General features: G+C 42.8%; 20 protein-coding genes and 1 tRNA gene. 9 read left to right on the top strand and 12 right to left on the bottom strand.

The features are described from left to right. Positions 1-57 precede the first annotated feature (57 nt). The gene (locus K9E37_RS05355) at positions 58-1,578 is read right to left on the bottom strand and encodes a glycine--tRNA ligase (RefSeq protein ID WP_004110530.1); all 1,521 of its coding nucleotides are present in this window, start codon (positions 1,576-1,578) and stop codon (positions 58-60) included. A gap of 179 nt (positions 1,579-1,757) precedes the next feature. Between K9E37_RS05355 and K9E37_RS05350 the strand changes: the two genes are divergently transcribed. Further along, positions 1,758-2,123 carry an MTH1187 family thiamine-binding protein gene (locus K9E37_RS05350; RefSeq protein WP_033888601.1) on the top strand — a complete coding sequence of 122 codons (366 nt, stop codon included), beginning with the start codon at positions 1,758-1,760 and terminating at the stop codon, positions 2,121-2,123. A 74-nt stretch (positions 2,124-2,197) separates the two neighbouring features. Continuing rightward, a complete protein-coding gene (locus K9E37_RS05345) occupies positions 2,198-3,430 on the top strand; it encodes a M20 family metallopeptidase (RefSeq protein WP_248893183.1) in 1,233 nt (410 codons plus the stop codon). Between the two features lie 17 nt (positions 3,431-3,447). Here the strand turns inward: K9E37_RS05345 and K9E37_RS05340 are convergent, their stop codons facing one another. The 3 genes from K9E37_RS05340 to K9E37_RS05330 are packed head-to-tail and all read right to left on the bottom strand — an operon-like array spanning position 3,448 to position 6,546. After that, positions 3,448-4,242, bottom strand: a complete 795-nt coding sequence (locus K9E37_RS05340) for an isoprenyl transferase (RefSeq protein ID WP_248893181.1) — start codon at positions 4,240-4,242, stop codon at positions 3,448-3,450. Positions 4,243-4,244: 2 nt separating this feature from the next. Further along, complete coding sequence (gene recO, locus K9E37_RS05335) at positions 4,245-4,991, bottom strand: DNA repair protein RecO (protein ID WP_004110538.1); 747 nt, start codon at positions 4,989-4,991, stop codon at positions 4,245-4,247. A 31-nt stretch (positions 4,992-5,022) separates the two neighbouring features. After that, positions 5,023-6,546: a DivIVA domain-containing protein gene (locus K9E37_RS05330; protein WP_248893179.1), complete on the bottom strand. Its 1,524-nt coding sequence runs from the start codon at positions 6,544-6,546 to the stop codon at positions 5,023-5,025. A 118-nt stretch (positions 6,547-6,664) separates the two neighbouring features. Here K9E37_RS05330 and K9E37_RS05325 point away from each other — a divergent pair. Next, positions 6,665-6,738, top strand: a tRNA-Val gene (locus tag K9E37_RS05325). Positions 6,739-6,782: 44 nt separating this feature from the next. Here K9E37_RS05325 and K9E37_RS05320 read toward each other — a convergent pair. Continuing rightward, positions 6,783-7,670, bottom strand: coding sequence for a YlbL family protein (locus tag K9E37_RS05320; protein ID WP_248893177.1), 888 nt, complete (start codon positions 7,668-7,670; stop codon positions 6,783-6,785). Positions 7,671-7,930: 260 nt separating this feature from the next. On the opposite strand from K9E37_RS05320, the gene K9E37_RS05315 reads away from it, so the two are divergent. Then, a complete protein-coding gene (locus K9E37_RS05315; protein ID WP_248893176.1) occupies positions 7,931-9,703 on the top strand; it encodes a zinc-dependent metalloprotease in 1,773 nt (590 codons plus the stop codon). A gap of 154 nt (positions 9,704-9,857) precedes the next feature. Here the strand turns inward: K9E37_RS05315 and K9E37_RS05310 are convergent, their stop codons facing one another. Further along, positions 9,858-11,405 carry an ATP-dependent helicase gene (locus K9E37_RS05310; RefSeq protein WP_248893174.1) on the bottom strand — a complete coding sequence of 516 codons (1,548 nt, stop codon included), beginning with the start codon at positions 11,403-11,405 and terminating at the stop codon, positions 9,858-9,860. Between the two features lie 155 nt (positions 11,406-11,560). Between K9E37_RS05310 and K9E37_RS05305 the strand changes: the two genes are divergently transcribed. Both K9E37_RS05305 and K9E37_RS05300 read left to right on the top strand, forming a co-directional pair. Next, complete coding sequence (locus K9E37_RS05305) at positions 11,561-13,291, top strand: phosphotransferase (RefSeq protein ID WP_415685101.1); 1,731 nt, start codon at positions 11,561-11,563, stop codon at positions 13,289-13,291. A gap of 63 nt (positions 13,292-13,354) precedes the next feature. After that, a complete protein-coding gene (locus tag K9E37_RS05300) occupies positions 13,355-13,573 on the top strand; it encodes a DUF3107 domain-containing protein (protein ID WP_004105154.1) in 219 nt (72 codons plus the stop codon). A gap of 478 nt (positions 13,574-14,051) precedes the next feature. Here the strand turns inward: K9E37_RS05300 and K9E37_RS05295 are convergent, their stop codons facing one another. Next, positions 14,052-14,909 (bottom strand): PHP domain-containing protein, encoded by an 858-nt coding sequence (locus K9E37_RS05295; RefSeq protein WP_102703408.1) that lies wholly within the window; start codon positions 14,907-14,909, stop codon positions 14,052-14,054. Positions 14,910-15,084: 175 nt separating this feature from the next. Between K9E37_RS05295 and K9E37_RS05290 the strand changes: the two genes are divergently transcribed. Beyond that, on the top strand, positions 15,085-15,735 hold the full coding sequence (locus tag K9E37_RS05290; protein WP_004110557.1) for a vitamin K epoxide reductase family protein: 651 nt from the start codon (positions 15,085-15,087) through the stop codon (positions 15,733-15,735). Between the two features lie 40 nt (positions 15,736-15,775). Here K9E37_RS05290 and murI read toward each other — a convergent pair whose 3' ends face one another. From murI to K9E37_RS05265, 5 genes are all read right to left on the bottom strand, one after another. Continuing rightward, on the bottom strand, positions 15,776-16,546 hold the full coding sequence (gene murI, locus K9E37_RS05285) for a glutamate racemase (protein WP_004110560.1): 771 nt from the start codon (positions 16,544-16,546) through the stop codon (positions 15,776-15,778). 62 nt (positions 16,547-16,608) lie between these two features. After that, complete coding sequence (nikE, locus tag K9E37_RS05280) at positions 16,609-18,270, bottom strand: nickel ABC transporter ATP-binding protein NikE (protein WP_004110562.1); 1,662 nt, start codon at positions 18,268-18,270, stop codon at positions 16,609-16,611. Between the two features lie 6 nt (positions 18,271-18,276). After that, entirely contained in the window at positions 18,277-19,986 is a 1,710-nt protein-coding gene (locus tag K9E37_RS05275) for an ABC transporter substrate-binding protein (protein WP_116773794.1), read from the bottom strand. Between the two features lie 173 nt (positions 19,987-20,159). Next, positions 20,160-21,356 (bottom strand): ABC transporter permease, encoded by a 1,197-nt coding sequence (locus K9E37_RS05270; protein WP_012913938.1) that lies wholly within the window; start codon positions 21,354-21,356, stop codon positions 20,160-20,162. Beyond that, a complete protein-coding gene (locus K9E37_RS05265; RefSeq protein WP_004110570.1) occupies positions 21,353-22,282 on the bottom strand; it encodes an ABC transporter permease in 930 nt (309 codons plus the stop codon). Before K9E37_RS05265 ends, K9E37_RS05270 begins: the two co-directional genes overlap by 4 nt. A 512-nt stretch (positions 22,283-22,794) precedes the next feature. Here K9E37_RS05265 and K9E37_RS05260 point away from each other — a divergent pair. Beyond that, positions 22,795-23,070, top strand: a complete 276-nt coding sequence (locus tag K9E37_RS05260; protein ID WP_004110572.1) for a BrnT family toxin — start codon at positions 22,795-22,797, stop codon at positions 23,068-23,070. Continuing rightward, entirely contained in the window at positions 23,048-23,251 is a 204-nt protein-coding gene (locus tag K9E37_RS05255) for a hypothetical protein (RefSeq protein ID WP_033888599.1), read from the top strand. Before K9E37_RS05260 ends, K9E37_RS05255 begins: the two co-directional genes overlap by 23 nt. Positions 23,252-23,331 lie beyond the last annotated feature (80 nt).

Below are 23,331 nucleotides of genomic sequence, written 5' to 3'. Positions count from 1 at the left end.
TTAATAATATTTTTGCTTTAATGCTTAAGCTACACTTAAACGATACTTAAGCGCGATTTAGTACAAGCCGCCAGCAGTAGCGATTTGTACAGGCTTAGACTCGTCTTCGCCAGCTTCTTTAGCAATATCCGTAGCACCGTCGGCTGCACGAGTACCAACGATTTCAACAGGACCTTGCGGATACTTAACGCGCTTTTCGTTAATTCGGCTAGCAACGTAATCTGCAACCTTGTCCAAAGAAACGCGCTCTTGTTGCATGGTGTCGCGCTCGCGAATTGTAACAGCATGATCTTCCAAAGTATCGAAGTCGACTGTTACGCACAAAGGAGTACCAATTTCGTCCTCACGACGATAGCGGCGACCAATAGCTCCAGCCTCATCGTAATCGATAACCCAATCATGCTGACGCAAATCTGCAGCCAAATCTTGAGCAACAGCTTGCAATTCTGGCTTCTTGCTCAAAGGCAAAACTGCAGCTTTAACAGGAGCCAAACGAGGATCAAGTCGAAGAACAGTGCGCTTGTCAACTCCGCCTTTAGTGTTTGGAGCTTCGTCAACGTCGTAAGCATCAACCAAGAATGCCATAAGCGAGCGCGTAAGACCAGCCGCAGGCTCAATAACGTAAGGCACATATTTTTCGCCAGTAGCTTGGTTAAAGTAGCTCAAATCCTCGCCGGAATGCTTAGCATGAGCAGACAAATCGTAGTCAGTACGGTTTGCAATACCCTCAAGCTCTCCCCAATCCGAACCTTGGAAGCCGAATTTGTATTCAATATCGACAGTGCGCTTGGAATAGTGGCTGAGCTTCTCCTTAGGATGCTCATACATGCGCAAGTTTTCTGGCTTAACACCCAAATCCACATACCAACGCACACGAGTGTCAATCCAATACTGGTGCCAAGCTTCGTCGGTTCCAGGCTCTACGAAGAATTCCATTTCCATCTGCTCAAACTCGCGAGTGCGGAAGATGAAGTTTCCAGGCGTAATTTCGTTGCGGAAAGACTTACCAATATTCGCAATGCCAAAAGGCGGCTTTTGACGAGCAGAAGTCATGACATTCTTAAAATCAACGAAAATGCCCTGAGCTGTTTCTGGACGCAAATAATGCAAGCTATTTTCGTCTTCAACCGGTCCTAAATGAGTGCGAAGCATCATGTTGAAGTCGCGTGGCTCAGTCCAGTTTCCGCGAGTACCGCAATCTGGGCAAGCAATGTCTTTTAAGCCATTTTCTGGCATTTTATCGCCATGCTTTTCAGCATAAGACTCTTCCAACTTATCTGCACGATGACGCTTATGGCAATTCAAGCACTCAATCAAAGGATCGTTAAACACGGAAACGTGACCGGAAGCAACCCACACCTGTGAGGGCAGAATAACGGAAGTATCCACACCAACAACATCTCCACGCGTGGTCACCATGTAGCGCCACCATTCGCGCTTGATATTATCTTTTAACGCAACACCGAGCGGGCCGTAATCCCACGCAGAACGCGTGCCACCGTAAATTTCGCCGGCTGGGAACACAAATCCTCGACGCTTAGCCAAGGAGACGACTTCATCAAGCTTTGAAACAGCCACAATACACCTTTTCGTAAAACTAGAAAATTCGGGTGAAAACGTTGCTATTATAGAAAAACCCTGTGACGCTTGTAAAATTGTTAAAGTAATGCAAATTTATAAGTTTGTTGACGCATTATTTGGCGTTGTCTTGTTTTGCTAGATTTGCATAAGATTACGATTTTAAAGGGATTGTTACTATGAGTGAAAATAATAACGAGAATACAAACGACCACGCGAACGAGCACAGAACTAACACGGTCGCGGCGTTGTGCATTGCTCCAAGCGGAGTCGGAGACGAGTTGAGCGAGTACGTGGCGGATGCTGTACAAGTAATTCGCGATTCTGGATTAAAGAACGAAACTAACGCAATGTTCACGAATATTGAGGGCGAATTTGATGACGTTATGCGCGTTGTGAAAGATGCTACGATGACTTTAGTTAGTAAAGGATACCGTACTGGAGTAATACTAAAATTAGATATTCGCCCTGGTTTTAGCAATCAAATTGACGCAAAAAGTGCGCTTGTAGATAAAATTCTCGACAAACGAAATAAAGAAGAATAAAACTGAAATCAAATAATCTCAAATAATCTCAAAACTCGAAAAAGTTATAATAAAACAAAAGAAAGCAGGAATTTATGCTGCAACTTACGGCAGTTCAGAAAATATTATCCGATTTAGATGAAACCCAAAGAGAACGAGAAAAACAATACAAATACTTCCATCAACATCCTGAACTGTCAATGAAAGAAGATCATACAGCTCAAACAATTATTGATATTCTTAGCAAAGCTGGGATTGAAACAAAACGAGTTGGAAAAACAGGCGTTGTGGCAGAGATTAAAAACGGCGAAGGTCCTGTTGTTGCTATGAGAGCGGATATCGATGCGCTTCCAATTAAAGAAAATTCAGGAAAAGATTACACTTCAACAGTTAGCACGCAAGACGAAAATGGCAAAACGGTTGGAGTTTCACACGCTTGCGGTCACGATTTTCATATTTCCAGCCTACTTGGTGCCTTGAAGGCTTTTAATGAACATAAAGATGCTTGGAGAGGAACGTACATTGGCGTTTTTCAGCCTGGAGAAGAAACAGCTCAAGGCGCAAAAGACTTGGTGGAAAATGGCATTACGAGCATGATTGCAAAGCCCGACGTTTACCTTGGTCAGCATGTGTTGGGTGCTATTCCTGCAGGAACAGTCGGTATTCGTCCGGGCGCGTTCTTAACTACTGCAGCTTCGATTCGCGTGCACATTTTTGGTAAAGGTTCGCATGGTTCTATGCCTGAGTTGAGCGTTGACCCGGTGGTTGTTGCTTCATCAATTGTGCTTAAATTGCAGACGATTGTTTCTCGCGAACTTGCAGCTAAAGATTACGCAATTGTTACAGTTGGCGCGCTTAATGCAGGAAGTAAGTCGAATATTATTCCTGATGATGCCGAGCTTTTAATTAACACAAGAACTTATAGCGAAGATACTCAAAAATTTGTGCACAATGCTATTGAACGAATTGTGCGTGGAGAGTGCGAGCTTGCAAGATGTCCTAAAGAACCAGAGTTTACGTATTATGATTGCTATCCGCTTACAAATAATGATCAGAATGCATCTTTGCGCGTGCGTAAAGCTTTTGATGAATACTTTGGAGAAGATTCTGTAGATATTTCGCGCGCTTCTGCTTCGGAAGATTTTTCTATAGTCGCGAACGCTTTTAAAACTCCTTACGCTTACTGGGGCTTAGGTGGTTTTGCGGATATGCAGAATGCTCCTGGAAATCACAATCCGGCATTCGCCCCAGATTTGCAGCCCACTCTTAATCGCGGATTAGAAGCTGCAGTTGTGGCAGCTTGCGCTTGGCTCACTAGCGAAAAGTAACAAATCTTAGTGAGATACTAGGCGTTTTTTACGCCACCAAACCTGCGGTCGCGATGCGCATAGCGGTCAATCGACCTCCACAGCACTTCGCGGCCGTAATCCGGGAATAGTTCCGGCACAAAATCAAGTTCCGCGTAGGATGCTTGCCAAGGCAAAAAGTTGCTAGTGCGCTGCTCGCCGGAAGTGCGAATCACCAAATCGCAATCTGGAATATCCGGATTATACAAGTGCTCAGCAATCATTTTTTCACTTACACGATCGCCTTTAATTTTGCCATTTTGAATTTCTTTCGCGATTTGCGCGCAAGCATCCGCAATTTCTGCACGACCGCCGTAATTTATGCAAAAAACAACGTCAATAGTTTTATTATTTTTGGTGATTTCTTGCGCTTTTTCCAACTCGTCAATAACAGACTTCCACAAACGAGGGCGCCTTCCTGCCCAACGAACTCGCACTCCCCACTCGTTCATTTGCGCAACTCGCCTATGGATAATTTCCCTAGAAAATCCCATTAAAAAGCGCACTTCTTGTGGAGATCGCTTCCAATTTTCGGTAGAAAAAGTGTATAAGCTTAAGTAACGAACTCCTGCTTCTATAGCTCCTGCAATAACGTCAAAAACTACCGGTTCTGCAGCTTTGTGACCTTCGGTTCGAATCATTCCGCGCTCTTTTGCCCAGCGTCCGTTTCCGTCCATAATCACACCGACATGACGAGGCACTTTGCCCTTAGGAAAATCTGGTATGCGAGAAGGGTCACTAAAAGGAGCCGCTGGAATATCAAGCGACTTATAATCCACGTTTTCAAAAGCCATACTTACGAATGTAACAACCCCATCGAACGAATAGGTCGCTCAAGATAATATTCAGCCCATTGCTGAACGCATCGCATAGTAGAAGAATCAACCGACACTCCGTCAAGAACAGACCAGTTTCCTTGCGCAAGCGCACACAATTGCAAACGCGTCGAATTAGCACAAACTATTGAATCCGGAGTGTGATCACTTGCACACATCATTCCACCTGCGCAAGGCGAAAAATAGCACAAATCTTCATTTTTCCCACATACAACACAAGCTTGTAGTCGCGGAGACCACCCAGCTAATGACAATGCTCGCAATATATACGACACGCCAATAGCATCAGGAGAATGCTTATGCTTGGACAATGAAAGTAAAGCCGCAGTAAGTAGACGATACTGCCCTAGCGTATCTTGATATTCACGCCTGTATTCATCTGTATATTCGTTAGAAACAAGCAAATCCACAACTTCAAGCATGACGTTTGCATACTCATAGGACGTATAATCTGCACAAATTTCACCAGCATAAGCAGCAATAGAAACAGCCTGCGAGACTACATCCAAAGATTTACCTTGTGCAAGAAGCAAATCAACACGCATAAGCGGCTCAAGACGACCACCAAAACGTGATTTAAGCCTACGAACTCCCTTTGCAACAGCACGAACTTTGCCATGCCGCTTAGTAAGAAGCACAACAATCCTATCCGCTTCACCTAAAGGAAAAGTACGAAGCACAACAGCTTCATCGCGATACAATGGCATAAATCAAACTATATCTTTTTTAATAGTTAGATTAATTACGATCGTTATTTTCCGAATCGTCGTCGCCTTGAGAAGAGCTACCGAAATTAGTAGATTCATCAATATGACCAATAATTGGGAATGACAAATCTGGAATATCTAAACTCAATGGCTTACTCGACTGCAAATTAGAAACATGCAACTCCGGAATATTAAGCGAAGAATGCTGCGAGGAATGCTGTGCAGAATCTTGAGGAGCAAATGATGGAATTGATTCATCAGGAGCAGGAGCCGCAACAGGCTTAGGTGCAGATGAATTATTGCGATTACGAGCTGCAGGAGTGAAAGAAGGAGGTAGCACAGAAGATTCAGAAGAGTTTCGCATTACTGTAGCGCTTTGCAAAAGCTCGTCATTGCTATCAGTATCGTTAAGAACATTAGAAGGCTTACTTGCAGCAGCATGAGGTGTAAATATTGCGCGCTCAGACTTATTTAACGCTTCAAACGAATCATTAGAATCTTGATTAGCATAATCTACAGGAGCAAAAATGCTTTGTTTATCATGATTTGGCACGCTAGGTATTGAGCGAGGTGCAATCTTAGACAATCTATCCGCAGTGTCTTCATCATCCACAGCATCCTCAACAGGTTTGAATATTGAAGAAGCAGAAGGTGCAGTGGCAGAAGCGGAAGAAGCTGCAGAAGCAGCACTGAAATCAGATGCAGGCTTTATTGAAGGAGCAAATGATGGAACAGGCTCTTCAGAATGGTTATAAGATTCCGTAGATTCTGAAGATTTAGCAGGCTCTTCAGCTTTAGTTACAGGAATAACAGAAGGTGGAACGGAAGCCGAGATAGAAGGTGAAACAGAAGCAGGAGCAGAATAAGATTCAGATGCTGCTCGAGAGTATGAGGAACTACTATTATCCGCATCAACATACTGTTCTACACGCTCAAAAGATTCCAAGCTGCTAAGCAAACGCACACAAGCGTTTAAATAATAATCAACTTGACGCTCATCATAACCGTGCTTACCGTTTTTTTGCGTAAAAATCACATTAGAAACATAAGCAGAATCAATATCTTGTAATGTTTCTTTGTCCGTTTCCCACTCAAGCTCATGACCAAGCATAAGAGCAATCTTATCTAAGGCTTGATCGACCATAATATCCACTTGTTTACGCGCATAAGACGGGTGACGCGAAGAACCACGATCAAAACGATCGCGATAATCTCTTTGAGCATGTTGCAAAAGTTTACGATAAAGCACTTCTACACGAGCTTTCCATGCAACTCGTCCGCATTGCGCCAATTCTTGCTCAGTGCACTTATCTACTACCGCACGTTCCAAACGCGATAACGCAGCATCAACTTGACCAATAATGTAACCATTACGCTCCAAGTCAAAAGAAACCTCTTGAATATCTTTCTGCGTAAGTCGAGCTTCATCGCTTTCGTACAAAGTGTGAGCACGCTCTAGAAAAGCATTCACCTGTGCGACGTTATATCCTAACTTACGCTTACCCACACGCTCCATTGCTGAAGCATTACGAGCGGTATCAGGTTTCTGAGCCATCGAATATCGACCTCCTGAGCACATGTTCTTATTCAGTATACTGTACGCGATTGTTACGACGCGCGCCACACGTTGCATTCGTACACACCATCATGTATGTTTTTAATTTGTTGCAAACGGGCGATTAGCTCAGCTGGCTAGAGCGCCACCTTTACACGGTGGATGTCGGGGGTTCGAGTCCCTCATCGCCCACTTTCTGCTCTTTATTTGGTTTCTGCTTTATTTGGTTTATAGTTTTATTTCACATTGCAGCTTGGCAATTTATTTGCACCACGACCAGAACCAATAGCTTTTAACGCTTTGTAAGCATCATCCAATGTTTTTACACTTACAACGCGCAAACCTTGTGGCACATGCCCAACAACTTCATTGCAATTATCGTAAGGCGCTAAGAACCAAGTAGCTCCATCTCTTTTAGCTGCAATCATCTTTAAACGAATACCACCAATTGCACCAATTTTTTGCGATTTTTCAATAGTTCCAGTTCCGGCTATCGTCTTACCACCAGTTTCTTGTTCAGGAGTAAGCTTGTCAAGAATTCCTAGAGTGTACATCATTCCGGCAGACGGTCCACCAATATCTTCAATATGTAAACGAACTTTTACATCTTCTTTTTTAATTCCAAGATGCTTAGACGCGTACTGCAACGCAACATTTTGAGCAAGATTTTGCGAATTATCCATCTCGTTCGTGGATTCCTTCTCATACTCGTCAGCGCTCTGTCCTACTGGCACAATAGCTTCACGAGGCAACAAACTTTTATGAGGATCCATCCATGAAATCAATGAATAAAATGTTGAAACCTCATATCCAGGAACACCAGAAACATTGACAGTAATCAACAATAATTTACCAGTATCATGATTTTCTTTTACTCGAGAACCAGACATATCAATCACAGGAGTATTTGATAGGGATCCTAAAACATCCTGCGTTGGACCAGGCTCTTCTACGACGTATGCACTTGGAAGCGACAACGCAAAAATCGCAACAATTACTGTAAAGAATCCTGCAAAATATCGCAAAGAATGCGAAGTAATGTACAAAACTAAAGCATGAGACAGCGAGCGCAAGGATTTAAAACACGCACGGAATACACTAGCACCTGTAGAAAAGCGAAACATGCTTGTATCATGACACAAGCCCTATATAGTTTTGCTTTAAAATATATTTGCACGCAAGTTATAGCGCATAAAACCATATTATCGAGTAGAATATTTGTATTAAGAAATATTTTTATTAAGAAGATGCGCTAAACTCGCATATAAAGACGTGTAAAATACGTATAAATACTTATAAAATACGTACAAATACGTGCAGGTACGAAACGTATAAAAATAAAAACTGTAAATTATGCAACACGTGGCACGAGAAGGATACGCTCATGAATGACGATGCAATTCACCAATGGCTCATTGAATGCTTTGGGCCAATACAAGGAGAAGAAGCATGGAAACAACTTGATCAGCTTCCTTTTGAGCTACGCGAACAACTCTTAAATCAGAATCCAGATAAGCTTCCTAAACCAGACGAAGTTCGCGGAATGATGCAAGCTTTTAGTGCAGGCGGTCTTAATAATCCATACGAAATGGAAGCAACACTTGAAGAAGGGCCAATTAATCGCAAGTTAGCGCAATCTATTGCTCTACAGCACGCTAATGGCGATCAAGGAAATGTAAATGCAGACGTAGCAGATGCCACACGAAGATCTTTAAGCCAAGCGAACTTGTGGCTAGATATAACGTGCAATTTCAATCCTGCTCCTGGAACGCCAGAAGTATTGTCTAGAGCTGATTGGGTAGAAAAAACGCTGGAAGCTTGGGTTAAATTCGCTAATCCTGTTGCAAAATCAGTAAACGAAGCACTCACTTCTGTTATTGAAGAGCGATTCCGCGATGTGGATGATGCTGAAGTAAAAGGATTATTTGCAGGAGTTGTGCCAATTCCACTGCCTGAAGGAATGAATAATCCAGCGCAACTAATGAAACTGCTTGGAAACACTTCGTTTGCTATGCAACTAGGTCAAGCAGCTGGAGCACTTTCACACGAAGTGCACGGCAGTTTTGATCAAGGTCTTGCGCTTTTACAAAATCCTGCAGGCGGATTAATTCCATATAATTGCATTGAGTATGCAAAAGTGTGGGAATTGGATATTACAGAAGTCATGAATTATTTGGCTTTGCGAGAAGCTGCACACGCAAGATTATTTGCATCCGTGCCATGGCTTATGCCACGATTTGAAGCGCTGATTATTAAGTACGCAAACGGAATAAGCATTGATTTAGAGGCTATGGAAGAACAGCTTCGCGACGTGGAAACAATGAATCCGGAAGCAATTTCAGGAGCTGTTAATTTGCAAAATATTGGCAGCAATGATTCTGAAGAGCAGTGTCAAGCTTTGCATAGTTTGGAAACTTTGCTTGCACTTGTTGAAGGTTGGGTTGATTGTGTTACATGGCAGTCTGGAATGGCTCATATTGTGCACATTGAGCAGTTGCGAGAGATGATGCGTCGCGAGCGAGCTGCAGGAGGACCTGCAGAAGTGACGTTTGAATCGTTACTTGGTTTGCATTTGCGCCCTCGCCGTATGCGCGAGGCATCGCAATTGTGGGAAAAGTTGACTCGCGAGCGCGGTATTGAAGAGCGAGATAGCTTGTGGAGTCATCCAGATTTGTTGCCAACTTTGCCGGAAGCTAGCGAAGTTGCGAAAGACGCTGGTAATGAAAGTAAAGCTGGTAACGCAGGTGACGAAGTTACGAAAGAAATCGATGCGGAGGATGCAACGAAAACTGCTGCAAAAAATGCAATAGAAACTCAGTCTAACCAAACTAGCGAAGCAACTGAAAAAACTAGCGAAACTAGCGAAAGTCACGAAAGTGCAGACAGTTACGAAAGTAACAAAAATACTGATAACGCTATCGAAAATGCGCCTATCGAAAAATCTTTTGAAAAATTAACAGAAGACGATTTAGGCACAAATGATTGGGATGCTGAACTTAGCAAGCTTTTGGAAGAGGATGCACGCCAAAAGAAGCAAAACAGCGAAACCGGTAACGAAACTGACGACGAATCCGGCGACGAATCCGGCGACGAATCCGGTAACGAAGCTGGCAACGAATCCGGCAATTCCGACGAAACTGATGCTGACGGCGAATAAAACTCTTGTAAAACTCCTGATTCAATAACAATCCAGCTGAATAATCGACATCAACGCTCAAAACGGCATAAACTGTGCAACTGTGTAAAGAAAAGGTCGGTCTCAACCAAAAACGACCAAAACTTTACACGAGCGTAAAATTTATGCCGCGAGATTAAGCCAGAAAGCGGCTAGGCACGCGATTCATGCCAGTTCCACTGTCTTTTCTAGAAGCGTAAGAAAGATGCAAAGTCTTTTCTGCGCGAGTTATTGCAACGTACATAAGTCTGCGCTCTTCTTCCAAAGCACTGTCATCAGCCGTAGAGCCAAAAGGAATAAGCCCTTCAGAGCAGCCAATTACGTAAACATGCGCAAACTCTAAACCTTTAACAGCATGAATAGTTGAAACAGTAACAGTTGAAATATTAGAAGATGCAAAAATGTCAGAAATACCTTGAGAACCGTAGCTTTGCGCATCCTCTAAAACATTTCGCTGCCACCCCACGTCTTTTCTCACGCGATACGGAAGTTTTGCTGCTTTTAACGCTTTACAAACTACTTGCTGTTGAGCATTGGTTCTCGTTAGTATTGCGCACTCCCCAAGATGTGCAACGCCGCTTTTTACAAGTTTTGCAATTTGCTCAACTACGCCCAAAGCTTCTTCAACATCGGTTGCAAAAACTTGCTGGCTAACACGAACGCCGCCTTTTGTTGCCGCCTTAACTTTTACGTAATCCTTTTTATGCGCAGAAGCCGCAAGCACTCTATTAGCAAGACCTACTATGCGTTCTGTGGAGCGGTAGTCGGTATTCAAACTAATATCTGCTCCAAGAGGAGCAAATTCTTGCGGAAATGAAAGCAAATAGTAACTATTCGCACCTGCAAACGAGTAGATTGTTTGCGCAGGATCGCCCACTACGCAAATATCGCGGTTCTGCCCCATCCATAATCGCAACAATTCGTGCTGTAAAGGAGACACATCCTGATATTCGTCAACTGTGATCCATCCGATTGATTGCTTAATACGGTTTGCAGCTTCCGGAAAATTTCGTAAAATATGGCAGCAAAGTAGAAGAATATCGTTAAAATCGATGCAATTATGCGCATTTTTTTCGGTTTCGTAAGCTTCATATATATCGACAAATTGCTGCGGCTCTAAACCTGCAGGAGGCAAACGGTGCGTAGAAGCGCACACACGCAAGTAATCGTCAGGCGCAATAAGCGAAACTTTCGCCCAATTAATTTCTGCCAAAATATCGCGAGTTTGCAACAAAGTCATATCCGCAAAATCCGGATAACGCTTAAGCACAGAAGCTATGATTTGCTGAGAATCATTCATAATTGATGGAAATTGTGCTGAACAGACGTCGTTCCACACGCTGCGAATTTGTTGCAAAGCCGCAGAATGAAATGTTGAGACGCATCCAACATTACTTACACCAAGAGCCTCAATACGCGATCTCATTTCCGCAGCTGCTTTTACAGAAAAAGTAACTGCCAAAACTCTTTCAGGATCCCACTTACCAGTAGCGCAAGCATACGCAATTCTGCGCGTAATAGTGCGCGTTTTACCAGCTCCTGCACAAGCTATAATGCGCACTGGCCCTTCTAGTGCGGTAGCAGCTTCGCGTTGCGAATTATCCAACCCGTCTAAAAGTGCTTCTGGAGAAGTCACTTGAGAAGTTTTAGAAGTCACTTGCGAAGGTTCTGGTGAAGAATTCATAATTCTATTGTTGCAGCAATAACAACGCTTACGCAACAAGAATAAAAATATGTGTATAACTTACAAAAAATTGGCAAAATTTCGGTGCTTTGTATTACTGTGGGAGTGTGACACAACTCAGTAGATTCAAGTTGGCAGCACTGGCATCTGCAGCCATGCCCGAAGTACAGTTTGCAGGAACACGCCAAAGTGAGCAAGTTAATGCCACTGATACCGCGGCTGGAATTTCTCACGCCGTTGTGCAAGATATTTCCGGTAAGCTTTACGACGTTTTTATCAGTGCGGATAGTAAAGGTCGCAAGCGTTTGCATGACCGGGCTCGTGCAGCATGGACTCTTGAGCACAGTAAAGATTTGGCAGCTTTGGGATTCGCTTACGACACTATGCTCACGTTTATGCCAGGAAAACGCGAAGATGCTAATAATAACGCTGGAAATGTTGCAAATAATGTAACCGATGAAAATTCTACAGTTGCTGGCACTCAGCAATACGTACAACAGCAATCTACACAACAGCAATCTATACGAATGTCAAGCATTATTGCCAACAACAACGATGAAGACACTGTGCTTATTTGCGAACATCTTGAAGGTAGCGCTCGCGACTTGCGTCTTCTTACTACTGACGATTGCGCAAATGTTGGAACTGCAATCGGCGCTATTCATCGCCTGCGCCCTACTTTCGTAACGCGCGGAAAATACTCTGCTTTTACTACTGGTCAAATCCGCGCACAGTTAACCGGTTGGATTAAAAGACTTCGTCAAGCCGGTCATATTCCAACCGAAATTACTGACAGTTGGTCAAGAGTGTTGGAAACTGAAGGATTGTGGTCATTTGAAACTTGCCCAGTACACGGCGGTTTTATGGATGGCGACATTTTGTTTGCTGGCTCAACAATTACTGCTGTGACAAATTGGCAAAGAATGCAAATTAACGATCCTGCGCGCGATTTGGCTTGGATTTTTGCAAAACTTAACGAGCAGCGCCGAAACGCAGTGCTTTCTGCATACGGTAGAATTATGGGTTCTCGTTTAGATAGTTTGATTATGCTTCGCGCAAACTTGTGGCTGCAAATGGAACAAGTTGGCGATTTTGTTCAAGCTTTGCAACGTGCAGATAACACTAGTATTATGCGTTTTAAGGCTCAAGTTGAGCGTTTAGCGCACGAGCTTAGTCGTATTAGCAATGCACAAACTGCTAAAACTGGTCGTGCTGCAGGAAATCCCGTCTCGACTATTACAGTTGGAACGCTTCTTGAAAATGACAATACGCAAAGTCGCCAAATTTCTAAGAATAATTCTACTGAAAACCAACTAAACACTGGAAATAGCGACGAAACTCATGAGCGAGACATTACTTCAGAAAGAAATACTGAATTAAATAACACTCAAGACGAGACTTACGATAGCAACAAAACTATAAGCGACGATACTCATGAGTGCAAAGTTCAATATGCTGGCACACACGCAGCTAACGCTGAGGAGGCTGAAAAAGCAGCACAACTCGCTGACGACACAGCAACTCAAGTAATTACTCATGTAAAAACTCAAACAGTACACGAAACCGCAGAAACTATTGTGCAAACTGCAATGAGTAAATCTGCCGATAGCAATGCTAGTGCTGAGCATGAAAACGTTAGTAACGCTGGTAGCAATGAGGAAGCTAAGGACGCCAAGAACAACAATGATTCTGAGGTTAAGGATGAAGTTATAGTTGAGCGTGACAGTAAGGTTGATAGCGCAAACGAGACTTCTTCGGACTCAAAACTTTCTGAAGATACAGAAAGAAATACGCAAAAAAATGACGATAAACCAGAAACCGTAATCATCCCTCTGCTAGAGCGTGAAGAACGAGCAATGCGCGACGCACAAGCAGACTTAGACTAAGATAAATAAAATACTAAATACTAATTAAAACGATAAATAGCGTAAAAAGCAAAAGGAGCATGTATGCGAGTTGTTTTAGGAGTAAAAAACGTTTCTGATTCCATCGATTTTGAAACCAACCAAAGTGCAGAAGAAGTGCGCAAAGTGATTAACGATTCCAAGGATATGCTTGAGTTTACGGACGTAAATGGGCGCACTATTATGGTCTCAGCTTCGTCGCTGTCTTACGCGCTCATCGGCGATACGCCAAAGCATTCAGTGGGCTTCGGAGCACTCAACTAAAATAACGAACTCTAGCCAAACCTTCTGAAGCTTTGCAGTATTGCTCTGCAGAAGCTAATTACTTATTGCTTAGTGAGCACTAGCATCTGTGCTACCGCATACGCTACTCCGGATGTACCTACAACGCACACAACATAGCCTATTGCGCGGCTCTAGTTGCATGGGATGTTCGCGTGGGTAGAGATTTGAGATTTTTCGCACTGAGCGCGGCGAACGTCAGAGCCTCAGGCTGCTGATTCGCCAAGCGAAGAAGAAAAATCGAAAAATCTCTGCGATAGACACGGTTATTAACGATTAAACACGCAGAGTTTGGGGGATTTCTTTACGAGCGCTAAAAGAGGACTGAGAAGCTACATTCTTTAAAGAAAGGCGAACACAATAAGCACTTTTAGCAGCCAGAGCGCACGAAGGACGGGACGCGCGAGGAAAGAAATCCCCCAAAACTCGCGCCACATTAAACAAATAGTAAATAAGGAATTTAGAGCTTATAGCCGCGCAAGAGTATTTCCGATACTACTTCGCGGCTTGTTGTTTCTTCGCCCAAACGATTTGGCTTACCGTAGCCATGCCAATCCGAGCCGCCCGTCACAAGCAAATCGCACTTACTCGCTAAAGAAAGCAGTCTTTCACGCTGTGCTTTAGAATTTCCGCGATGATACACTTCTAAACCGTCAAGACCAGCTTTAGCAAACGATATAATTTGATTATCCGAAAGAAGCACGCGGTTACGCGTAGGGTCGGCAGGATGCGCAATAACAACAACCCCTCCAGCATCTTTAACAGCCTCAATAACTTCACGAACATTTGGAGAAGGAGTTGGTATATAGTACGGGCTGCACGGAGAAATAGGCCCAGCAAAAGCTTCAGAACGCGTTTTATACACGCCAGCTTTTACTAAAGCATCAGCGATATGCGGCCGCCCGATCGTAGTTAAGTCACCGAGCTTCGCTTGAGCCAAAACGTCATTCCAAGTAATTGGAAAATCGCGCGACATACATTCAACCATACGCTTTGTGCGATCAAAACGACGCTTCCTAGTAAGCTCAAACATGCTCACAATCATGCTATTTTTCGGATTGTACTGGTATGCGAGCATGTGCACAAACACGCCTGAGTCTTGCGCAGTAATCTCCGAACCAAATAATACTGGCATATTCGAAGCTTTAGCAGCCTCTTGAAAATCATGCCATCCTGCAGTTGTGTCGTGATCAGTAATAGCAACACCTTGCAAACCAACGATTTTAGCTTGCGTAATTAAATCTTCTGGAGTTGCAGTACCGTCTGAATAAACAGTATGACAGTGCAAATCCCAGCGTTCGCGCGCAAAACTCATCATGCTGGAGTTGCTATCGCTAGCATGATTTGATGCTTCACGTTGGTTGTTGCTTATTGCGGTCATATAATCATCGTAAACTGTGCCATGTAACGAGAAATGAATATGCACACATAATTATTTGCTATTATTTATTATTATTCACATCATTCGCAATTAGTAACTTTTAGGAGCAGCAATGAAGCAAACTGACGCCGCTAAAGAAAACTATGAAACAACACTTAGCGGATGGAGGCACTCTGCAGCATGGACGTATGGCATTATGCTATTTTTCTCTGCAGTAGCACTCGTAACTTCGCTTATACTTTCTGCTGAAACCCTTGCTTTAGCGCGCGCACCTAAAAAACTGCTCAGCTGCGATTTTAACAGCGTTGTGTCCTGCTCTAGAGTTGCACAAACTTGGCAGGCAGAAATTGTGAAATTTGGCGAATTAAGCTTCCCAAACGCATTCTTTGGAATTGCTGCAGAAAGCGTATTCGTAACGCTCGCAGTTATTGGAATGATTCGCGTACGCGTGCCGCGATGGTTCGCAATCTGCACTTGGCTTGGTGGGTTATGCGCTCTTGTCTATGCTTACTGGCTGTTTTCGCAATCTATGTTCGTAATTCACGCGTTGTGCCCGTGGTGCATTGTGCTTATGTTCTCCACAACAATGCAATTTATATCTTTGACTCACGCAAGCGTAAGTTCGCAAAAGTTGCTTGTTAAGCGTTTTAGCTTGGTTGAAAGCTATTACCGTTTGCGATACGACTTGCTAATAGATGTGCTTTGGGTTGCGGCATTGCTTACTTTGATTTTGTGCCAATATTCTAAAGTATTTTTTGGCTGAATAAGAGCGATTTTTAACGCAAAATCTTAACGCAAGTCTTTCAGCACAAGCTCTTCGCAAGTTGCTGCATGCGCAAGCTTGTATCCGAATTAGTAAGAGTTATGCTGCCTTCTTGAGAATCGCTTGCAAGCTCATTATTAAGTTCCAATATTTTGCGCAAATGATTAATAGTTCCTTCGTTGCCGTCAACAATATTCGTGCGCGCAGGCAAAAACTCGCGGAAATAATCCCTATAAAACACAAAATGAGTGCAGCCCAGCACAACCGAATCGATACTGTCTAAATCATACTCGTCGAAATACTTGTGAAGAGCAGCAAAAACTACATCACGATTACTAAGCTCCCCACGCTCAACAATACGCACTAAATCAGGACAAGGCTGCGAAAAAATCGTGTTATTTTGCGAAAAACGTTGCAGCAAATCCGCAAACTTGCGCTCGCGAAGAGTAAGCGGAGTTGCAGCTACGATTACGCGCTGAGGCTCACCTTTACCTAAATCACAAGCTAATTTAAGCGCCGGCTCCATACCTATGATAGGTATATTGTAATGCGCGCGCAAATCGTTCACAGCTGCGGAAGTGGCAGTATTACAAGCAATTACAACAGCTTTTACATTTAAACGAACAAAATGCTCGACGATTGCAAAGCTTAACTTTTTAACTTCTTCAGGCGTTTTAATGCCGTATGGCGCGTTTGCAGAGTCGCCGAAATAAATAATTCGCTCATGCGGCAGAGCAGCATGCAACTGACGAGCTACGGAAATGCCTCCAAGCCCAGAATCAAAAACGCCAATTGCTGCCGACGATGCCATAAACTACCTCCTAAAAACGCTTACTATCGTAATGGCGAGTGTCAACATACTAGGAAAACATACTACGAAATATATTGAACGCTGCCATTTCTAATTATGGCAACTTCGCTAGCAACTTCTTGCACAACGCCAACATCATGAGTAATAAACAAGCATGCGTAACGGTATTTTTGTTGCAAATCATGCAATAAGTTAAGTACACAACGTTGCACTGTTACGTCAAGCGCAGAAGTTGGCTCATCCACAATAAGCAGAGAAGGCTGCAAAATCAACGCTCGCGCAATACCTACGCGCTGTCTTTGACCTCCGGAAAGCTCGTGAGGAAAACGGCTTGCGAATTCAACTGGCAGTTGTACTTGATTAAGCATTTCTTCAACGCGCTCTAAACGCTCATTGGCATCAAGATTCGTGTGTAAAAGTAATGGTTCTGCAATACTCCAGCCAATGGTTTTACGCGGATTTAGTGCGGAACCTGAATCTTGAAAAACGTATCCAATTCGCGATAATGCTTGGCGGCGAGCTTTATTGTTTAATCTGTTTAAGTTTTCTCCATTAAGTAGCACTAATCCTGAATTTGGTTTGATTTGCCCAGAAATAAGCTTTGCAATAGTGGTTTTCCCAGCTCCAGACTCCCCGACTAAAGCTAGTGTAGAGCCAGAGTTAATGCGCAAGTTTGCATTAGCGAGAGCAAGCTTATTTGAATTTTTGCTAAAACGAGCATGCGAATACTTCACACTTACGCCTTGAACTTCAACTACTGGAGATTCAGATCCTGGAGATTCAGAAATATTCTTAGCAATATTCTTAGCAATTGCTTTTGCTACTTCTTCTATACTTTCATAAGAATCACCACTTGAAGCATATTGCATATCAAATTTAGGAACAGAATCTAGCAAAGTGCGCGTATATTCGTGCTTAGGATTCGCAAAAATATGCTGAACTTCGCCAGATTCCACAATATTCCCGCCTTGCATTACATACATTTCATCTGCGAGCGCGCGCACAACACTCATATCGTGCGTAATAATTAATACAGCAAGCTGTAATTTCTCCGACAAATTACGTATAAGACGTAAAATATCTCGTTGCGTGGTGATGTCGAGTGCTGTTGTAGGCTCGTCTGCAATCAAAACTTGTGGACGATTTATTAAAGCCATAGCAATCATCGCACGCTGGAGTTGGCCGCCAGAAAGCTCATGCGGATAAGAACGATACACGCGCTCAGCATCACTCAACTCAACCTCGAGAAGCTGCGAAATCACACGCTTCTTACGCTCTCTTTGGCTAAGCTTTCCTGCTTTTTCAGGATGATATATTAGCGCTTCTTCTATTTGCTTGCCAATTGTTTTCACAGGATTAAACGCACTGGACGGCTCCTGAAAAATCATGCCAATCATGCCACCGCGAATATGCTCATAAGAGACATCTTCGCTAAGCAAATTTATAAAAGATTCGTTAGCATCTGAAGCGTTAAGAAGCGCCGCATTCCCTTCAACACGCGCATTATTATCGAGCAATCCCATAAGAGCCAACGCAGTAAGTGACTTTCCAGAACCGGACTCGCCTACTAACGCAGAAACCATTCCATCACGCAATCGCATAGAAACATTGCGTGTAATTTGCCTACCGTCAATCGAAACTGACAAATCTTCAACGCTTATAACAATTCTTTTACGCGCATCCAAATCTTTATTATCCAAAGCTTGCGCATCCAAATTCGTCATCTTCAATCACCTATTCAAAGACACAGCTGCATAATTAGGGTAAGCAGGAAAACTTCCGATGTAGAAATTCTCAACACCGCTTCCATGAATAAACGTATTATGCGAGTAAATAAGCGGAACAACAGGAGAATCTTCCATAATAGCGTGATCCGCCTTTTGCCACAGTTTATGAGCCGAATTCTCGTCAACAGTTTGCACAGCTTCGCGAATTAAAGCATCTACTTTAGGATTCGAATAACGAGAAATATTCCAGTTACCGCCGCCAATTTGCGAAGAATCAAAAAGCGGTCCCAAATTCGCAAAAGCAGAAGGAAAATCAGGCTGCCACGAAGCCAAAGCCAAATCGTAATCTCCGGAATTTGACGTAATTGCATCCGTAAAGTTTACTGCGTCAACAGTTTTAATCGTCACTTTAATACCAGCTCGCTTTAAACTTGATTGCACAGAAGATGCCACTTGCGTTTGATCCGGACGAGCAATCAGAATCAACTTAATATCGGTTTTACCTGATTTTTTCAACAGTTGTTTAGCTTTCTCAACGTTCCCTCGAGGATCTTCAGAATACAAATTAAACTGCTTTCGACCAGAAATACCAGGCGTAATAAGCGTAGTAGCAAAACCTCCAGCAATTTCGCCGCCCTTCGCAGTTCGATACGACTGCTTATCAACAGCATACTGAATCGCTTTTCGAACATTGATATCCGTTATTCTGCGCGTATTCATAGCCAAATATTCAAGAGCACCATCACTACTAGTAGTTAGCAACTTGCGAGATTGAGGATGCGCTTGAGCTTGTGCAAGCTGAGCAGGCGGCACAAAATCAGCCAAAAATGCGGCTTTTGTATCCGTATTTCCTTGAATCATAGACTGAGCTGAAACAGTAGTGTCTGAACCAAGTTTCCACACAATTTCATCTGCAGAAGCTGTGCGAGTACTGTCAAGCTTGGAATCCCAATACTTATTGCGTTGCATTACAACTTGCTTTCCAACTTCGTTCTGCACAATCCTGTATGGTCCTGAAGATTTCGGCCTTTTACTATATGTCTGAGCATCGCCTGAACTAGTTGGAACTGGCACAAATGCAGCCAAAGATGTCACCCACGGCCAATCTGCAAAAGGTGCTTTCAAATGGAAAATAATCGTTTGATTATCTGGAGTTTCAATCGAATCAAGCGACTTTCCGTCGAATGGTCCTCTATAGTTTTCAGCTCCAACAAGAAGAGTTTTGTGATATCCAAAACCACCGCTTAACGAATCTGCAAACGAGCGCTCAATACCAAATTTAATATCGTGCGAAGTGATTTCGGTTCCATCTTCATACTTAACACCCTTTTTAAGAGTGTATTTCCAAGTTTTTCCGCCGTCACTTGTTGTGCCAGTATCCGTTGCCAAATCTGGAACTACGCGCGTTTGCTCGCTTGAATCCGGACTTACTTTCCACGTAGTAAGGGCGCGGAAGATGAAATTATTTGACGTAATTGGCAAACCCTGACTGCGCGCTGGATCGAAATTCATATTCGTATTTGACGTAAATATTGTAAAAGTTCCGCCTTTTTTAGGATTAGAATTTAGCACGGAAGTGTTCGTAATACTGGTTTTCCCAGAGTTGTAATTTGTGCAAGCTGAAAGCGAAAGTAGTGAAATTGTAAGTAGTGAAAAAGCTGCTGTTGAAGCAAGAATTTTCTTTGAAGCCGTATTATTTTTGAAAATGAACATAATAATCCCCTTATTTCTTTAATCTTTTCTATTTAAAATTTAATTCTTTAAAACTCGCGCATAAGCTATTTAACATTTTTGAACTTGAGAAAAAGTGAGCGAGCTGACACGAGCAGCATCAAGCAAACGCAAGCGCTTAGTCCTCGCCCACTAACAATTTCACTCGAAAGGCACTAACAGACTGCGGCACGAGGATCGATGAAACGATAACAGATGTCAACAATAAGATTCGCAACAATCACAAGCGCAGCCGCAAAAAGCGTCACACCAACCAGCACTTGCAAATCAAGATTTTTAACAGAATCAAGAAGTAGCGAACCCAAACCTTGCATAGAGAAAACTCTCTCAGTAATCACAGCACCGCCAAGCAAACCGCCTAGATCCAAGCCAAACATTGTTAGCACAGGAAGCATTACGTTAGGCAGAGCGTGACGAGTTATAACTTTCGTTCGCGGCATACCCTTAGCCAAGGCAGTGCGCATATAATCCTGTTGCAACTCGTCAAGCATATGAGCACGAGTAAGTCGCGTATAATAAGCAGCGTTAAGAAGTGCCAAAACAATCCACGGAAGTAGCAAATGCTGCAGCCAACCTAAAGGATCATCCGAAAAATTCACATAACCGCCTGTAGGGAAAATTGGCAGATACACTGCAAAAGCAAGTATTGCAAGCATACCAATCAGGTAAGCAGGAGACGAAATCCCCACTGAAGAAAGCGCTCTAAATGCACGATCAAAAAGCGATCCTTCTTTAGAAGCAGAAATCACTCCGGTTACTACACCAATAATTACCCAAAGTAATGCAGCGCCAATCGCCAAAGAAGCTGTCACAGCAAAACGGCTCATAATAAGATCTGTGACTGGTTCGTTAAGCGTGAAGGACCAGCCTAAGCATGGAGACGAGCAGATAATTGCGGCACCAGCGGCTGAAATTCCTGAGGATGCAGAATTAGTTCCAAATTCTCGTCCAAAAAATATCCCACGAATATAGTTTCCAAGCTGCTCATACCACGGCGCGTCCGTGCCCATAAATGCGGAAACTCGAGCCAAACGCTCAGGAGTGCACGGCTTTCCGCAAGCTAGTTGCGCAGGATTCGCTGGGAGCATAAAGAAAATAAGGAATAATACAACTGCAATCAGTGTTAAAACAAGTACCGCGCTTGCTGAACGCTTTATTAAAAACGTAAGAAAATCTACGGTTTTGCTAATAATTCGCGAGTTTTTTGCGGATTCATTATTGCTGTTATTACTAATATTTTGTTGCATATTTTTCTTCTGCGTATTATTTACATTCTGCTTATTGCTGATATTTTTCGTACTGCTATTACTATTTTTTGTATCGCTATTACTAATATTTTCCTTATATCTCATGCCGTCGCCGCCTTTTTAGCGCGAGGCTGAAGAGCACTGGCCAAACCGTCACCAACAAGATTAAAACCGAAAGTTAGCAAGAACAGTGCAGTTCCAGGGAAAAGTAAATACCATGGGTCAACTAAAACCCACTGCACAGCTTCCGCAATAGCGCGACCCCACGAAGGCGAAGGCGGATTCATACCAACGCCAAGGAAAGACAACGCAGCTTCAGCTCCAATTCGTCCAGGAATAAGGAACGTTACATTCACAAGCAACAACGGCATCATATTTGGCATTATTTGTTCACGAAGAACATGCCACGTACCGGCTCCCATTACGCGAGATGCAACTGCAAAATTGCGAGATTTAAGCGTAAGAGTTTGAGCGCGAACTAAACGCGCAATACTTGGCCAACCAAAAAATCCTAAAACAAGTATTAGTAGAAGCGGACGCGGAAAATCTTGCGGCACAACAGCAGACAAAGCAATCGCAAAAATCAGGAACGGGAAACCGAAGAACACGTCCATTGTGCGCGAAAGCAAAGCATCTGCAAAACCACTGAAATACCCTGCAATCATGCCGATTACGATGCCAAGAAATAGCGATATTATGGTAGAAGCGACGCCAATTCCAAGAGATACGCGCGCGCCATGAGCCACAATTGCAAAAATATCAAGACCACGAAGTGGCGTAAGACCAAACCAATGCTGGAAATTAATGCCACCAAAACCTGTTGGAACAGAATTAAAATCTAAATATTCTGGATGCTCATCATAAGGATTATTGCCAGTGATTGCAGTAAAAGCATCGGCAAAAATTGCCAAAATCACAAAAATTGCAATAATTATACTTCCGATAATAATGCCAGAATTATTTCCAGTAGGAACGGTGACGCTAGATGAATCACGCTTATAGCGTGAACGAAATACACCGACCCTTCTCATCTTTACTCATTTCGTCACCTGCACTTTCTTTTTGAATATCATGCAATATAAATTAACGCAAAACACAAATCGAGTAAAAATTTGTATTGTTGTCTTATCGACACTATAGGAACCCATAGAAAACGGGGTGTCACATTGACTCGCTTTTCGCTTAAGCGTAGCGCGAAAAGAGACCCAATGCGGTAGCACCGACTCAATGCTGAAAGCACAGTGTGCTTTCAGCGTCGGCGCGCACTCGATTACGCTTTCTTTATTCTCTTAAGAAAGCGTAATCTGACGACCAACAATCCAAAAAATGTTAATTAACTGCTCTTGCTTGAAGCTGCATTGTGCGCTTCAAGCAAGCTCAATGCGGTAGCGCTTGCTTCTATAAATAGCCTTTAACCACAATGCGTAAAAAAATCTAGGAAAGCCGACTTAAAGCATTTACGATACTTAATACAAAACAACAATCATTAAAAATAGTTTCAATTGATGCTATTTTACGTTAAAATAGACGATAGAAGGTGAGTATGAATTTTGAGTACGATCCTGCAAAGAGCTTAAAAAATTTAGCTAAACATGGTATCAGTTTCAAAAAAGCTCAAATACTTTGGAATAATGAAATAACTGAAATCAAATCCAAAAATTCAGGCAATGATGACTCTCGCTACTTAGTTTTTGGAAAGATAGACAGCAAACATTGGACTGCAGTAATAACAAAAAGAAATAATCGAATTCGTATTATTTCTGTAAGAAGATCACGAAAGAAGGAGGAACAATATTATGAAAAACACCACAAAAAGTAAAGAGATAAGCGGAAAAGAAATTGATAGAAAATTCGATAACGGCGAAGACGTACTTGAGTACTTTGATTTGGAGCATCCAATTATAGAGAACCACTCGAACGAACAAAAGCACGTCACTTTTATTATGCCTGGATGGATATTGAGAATAATGAAATTCTTTAGAGTAGCTACAACACGGTAGTCAAATAAAACTAGAAGTAAAACAAAACGTGCCGACGTATTGAAATACACCGGCACGTTTTGTTTAGTTAATTAGCTGTT

Origin of the sequence: Gardnerella swidsinskii (assembly GCF_023277705.1) — a bacterium.
Taxonomy (GTDB): domain Bacteria; phylum Actinomycetota; class Actinomycetes; order Actinomycetales; family Bifidobacteriaceae; genus Bifidobacterium; species Bifidobacterium swidsinskii.
This window is presented reverse-complemented; position numbering and strand designations above follow the sequence as displayed.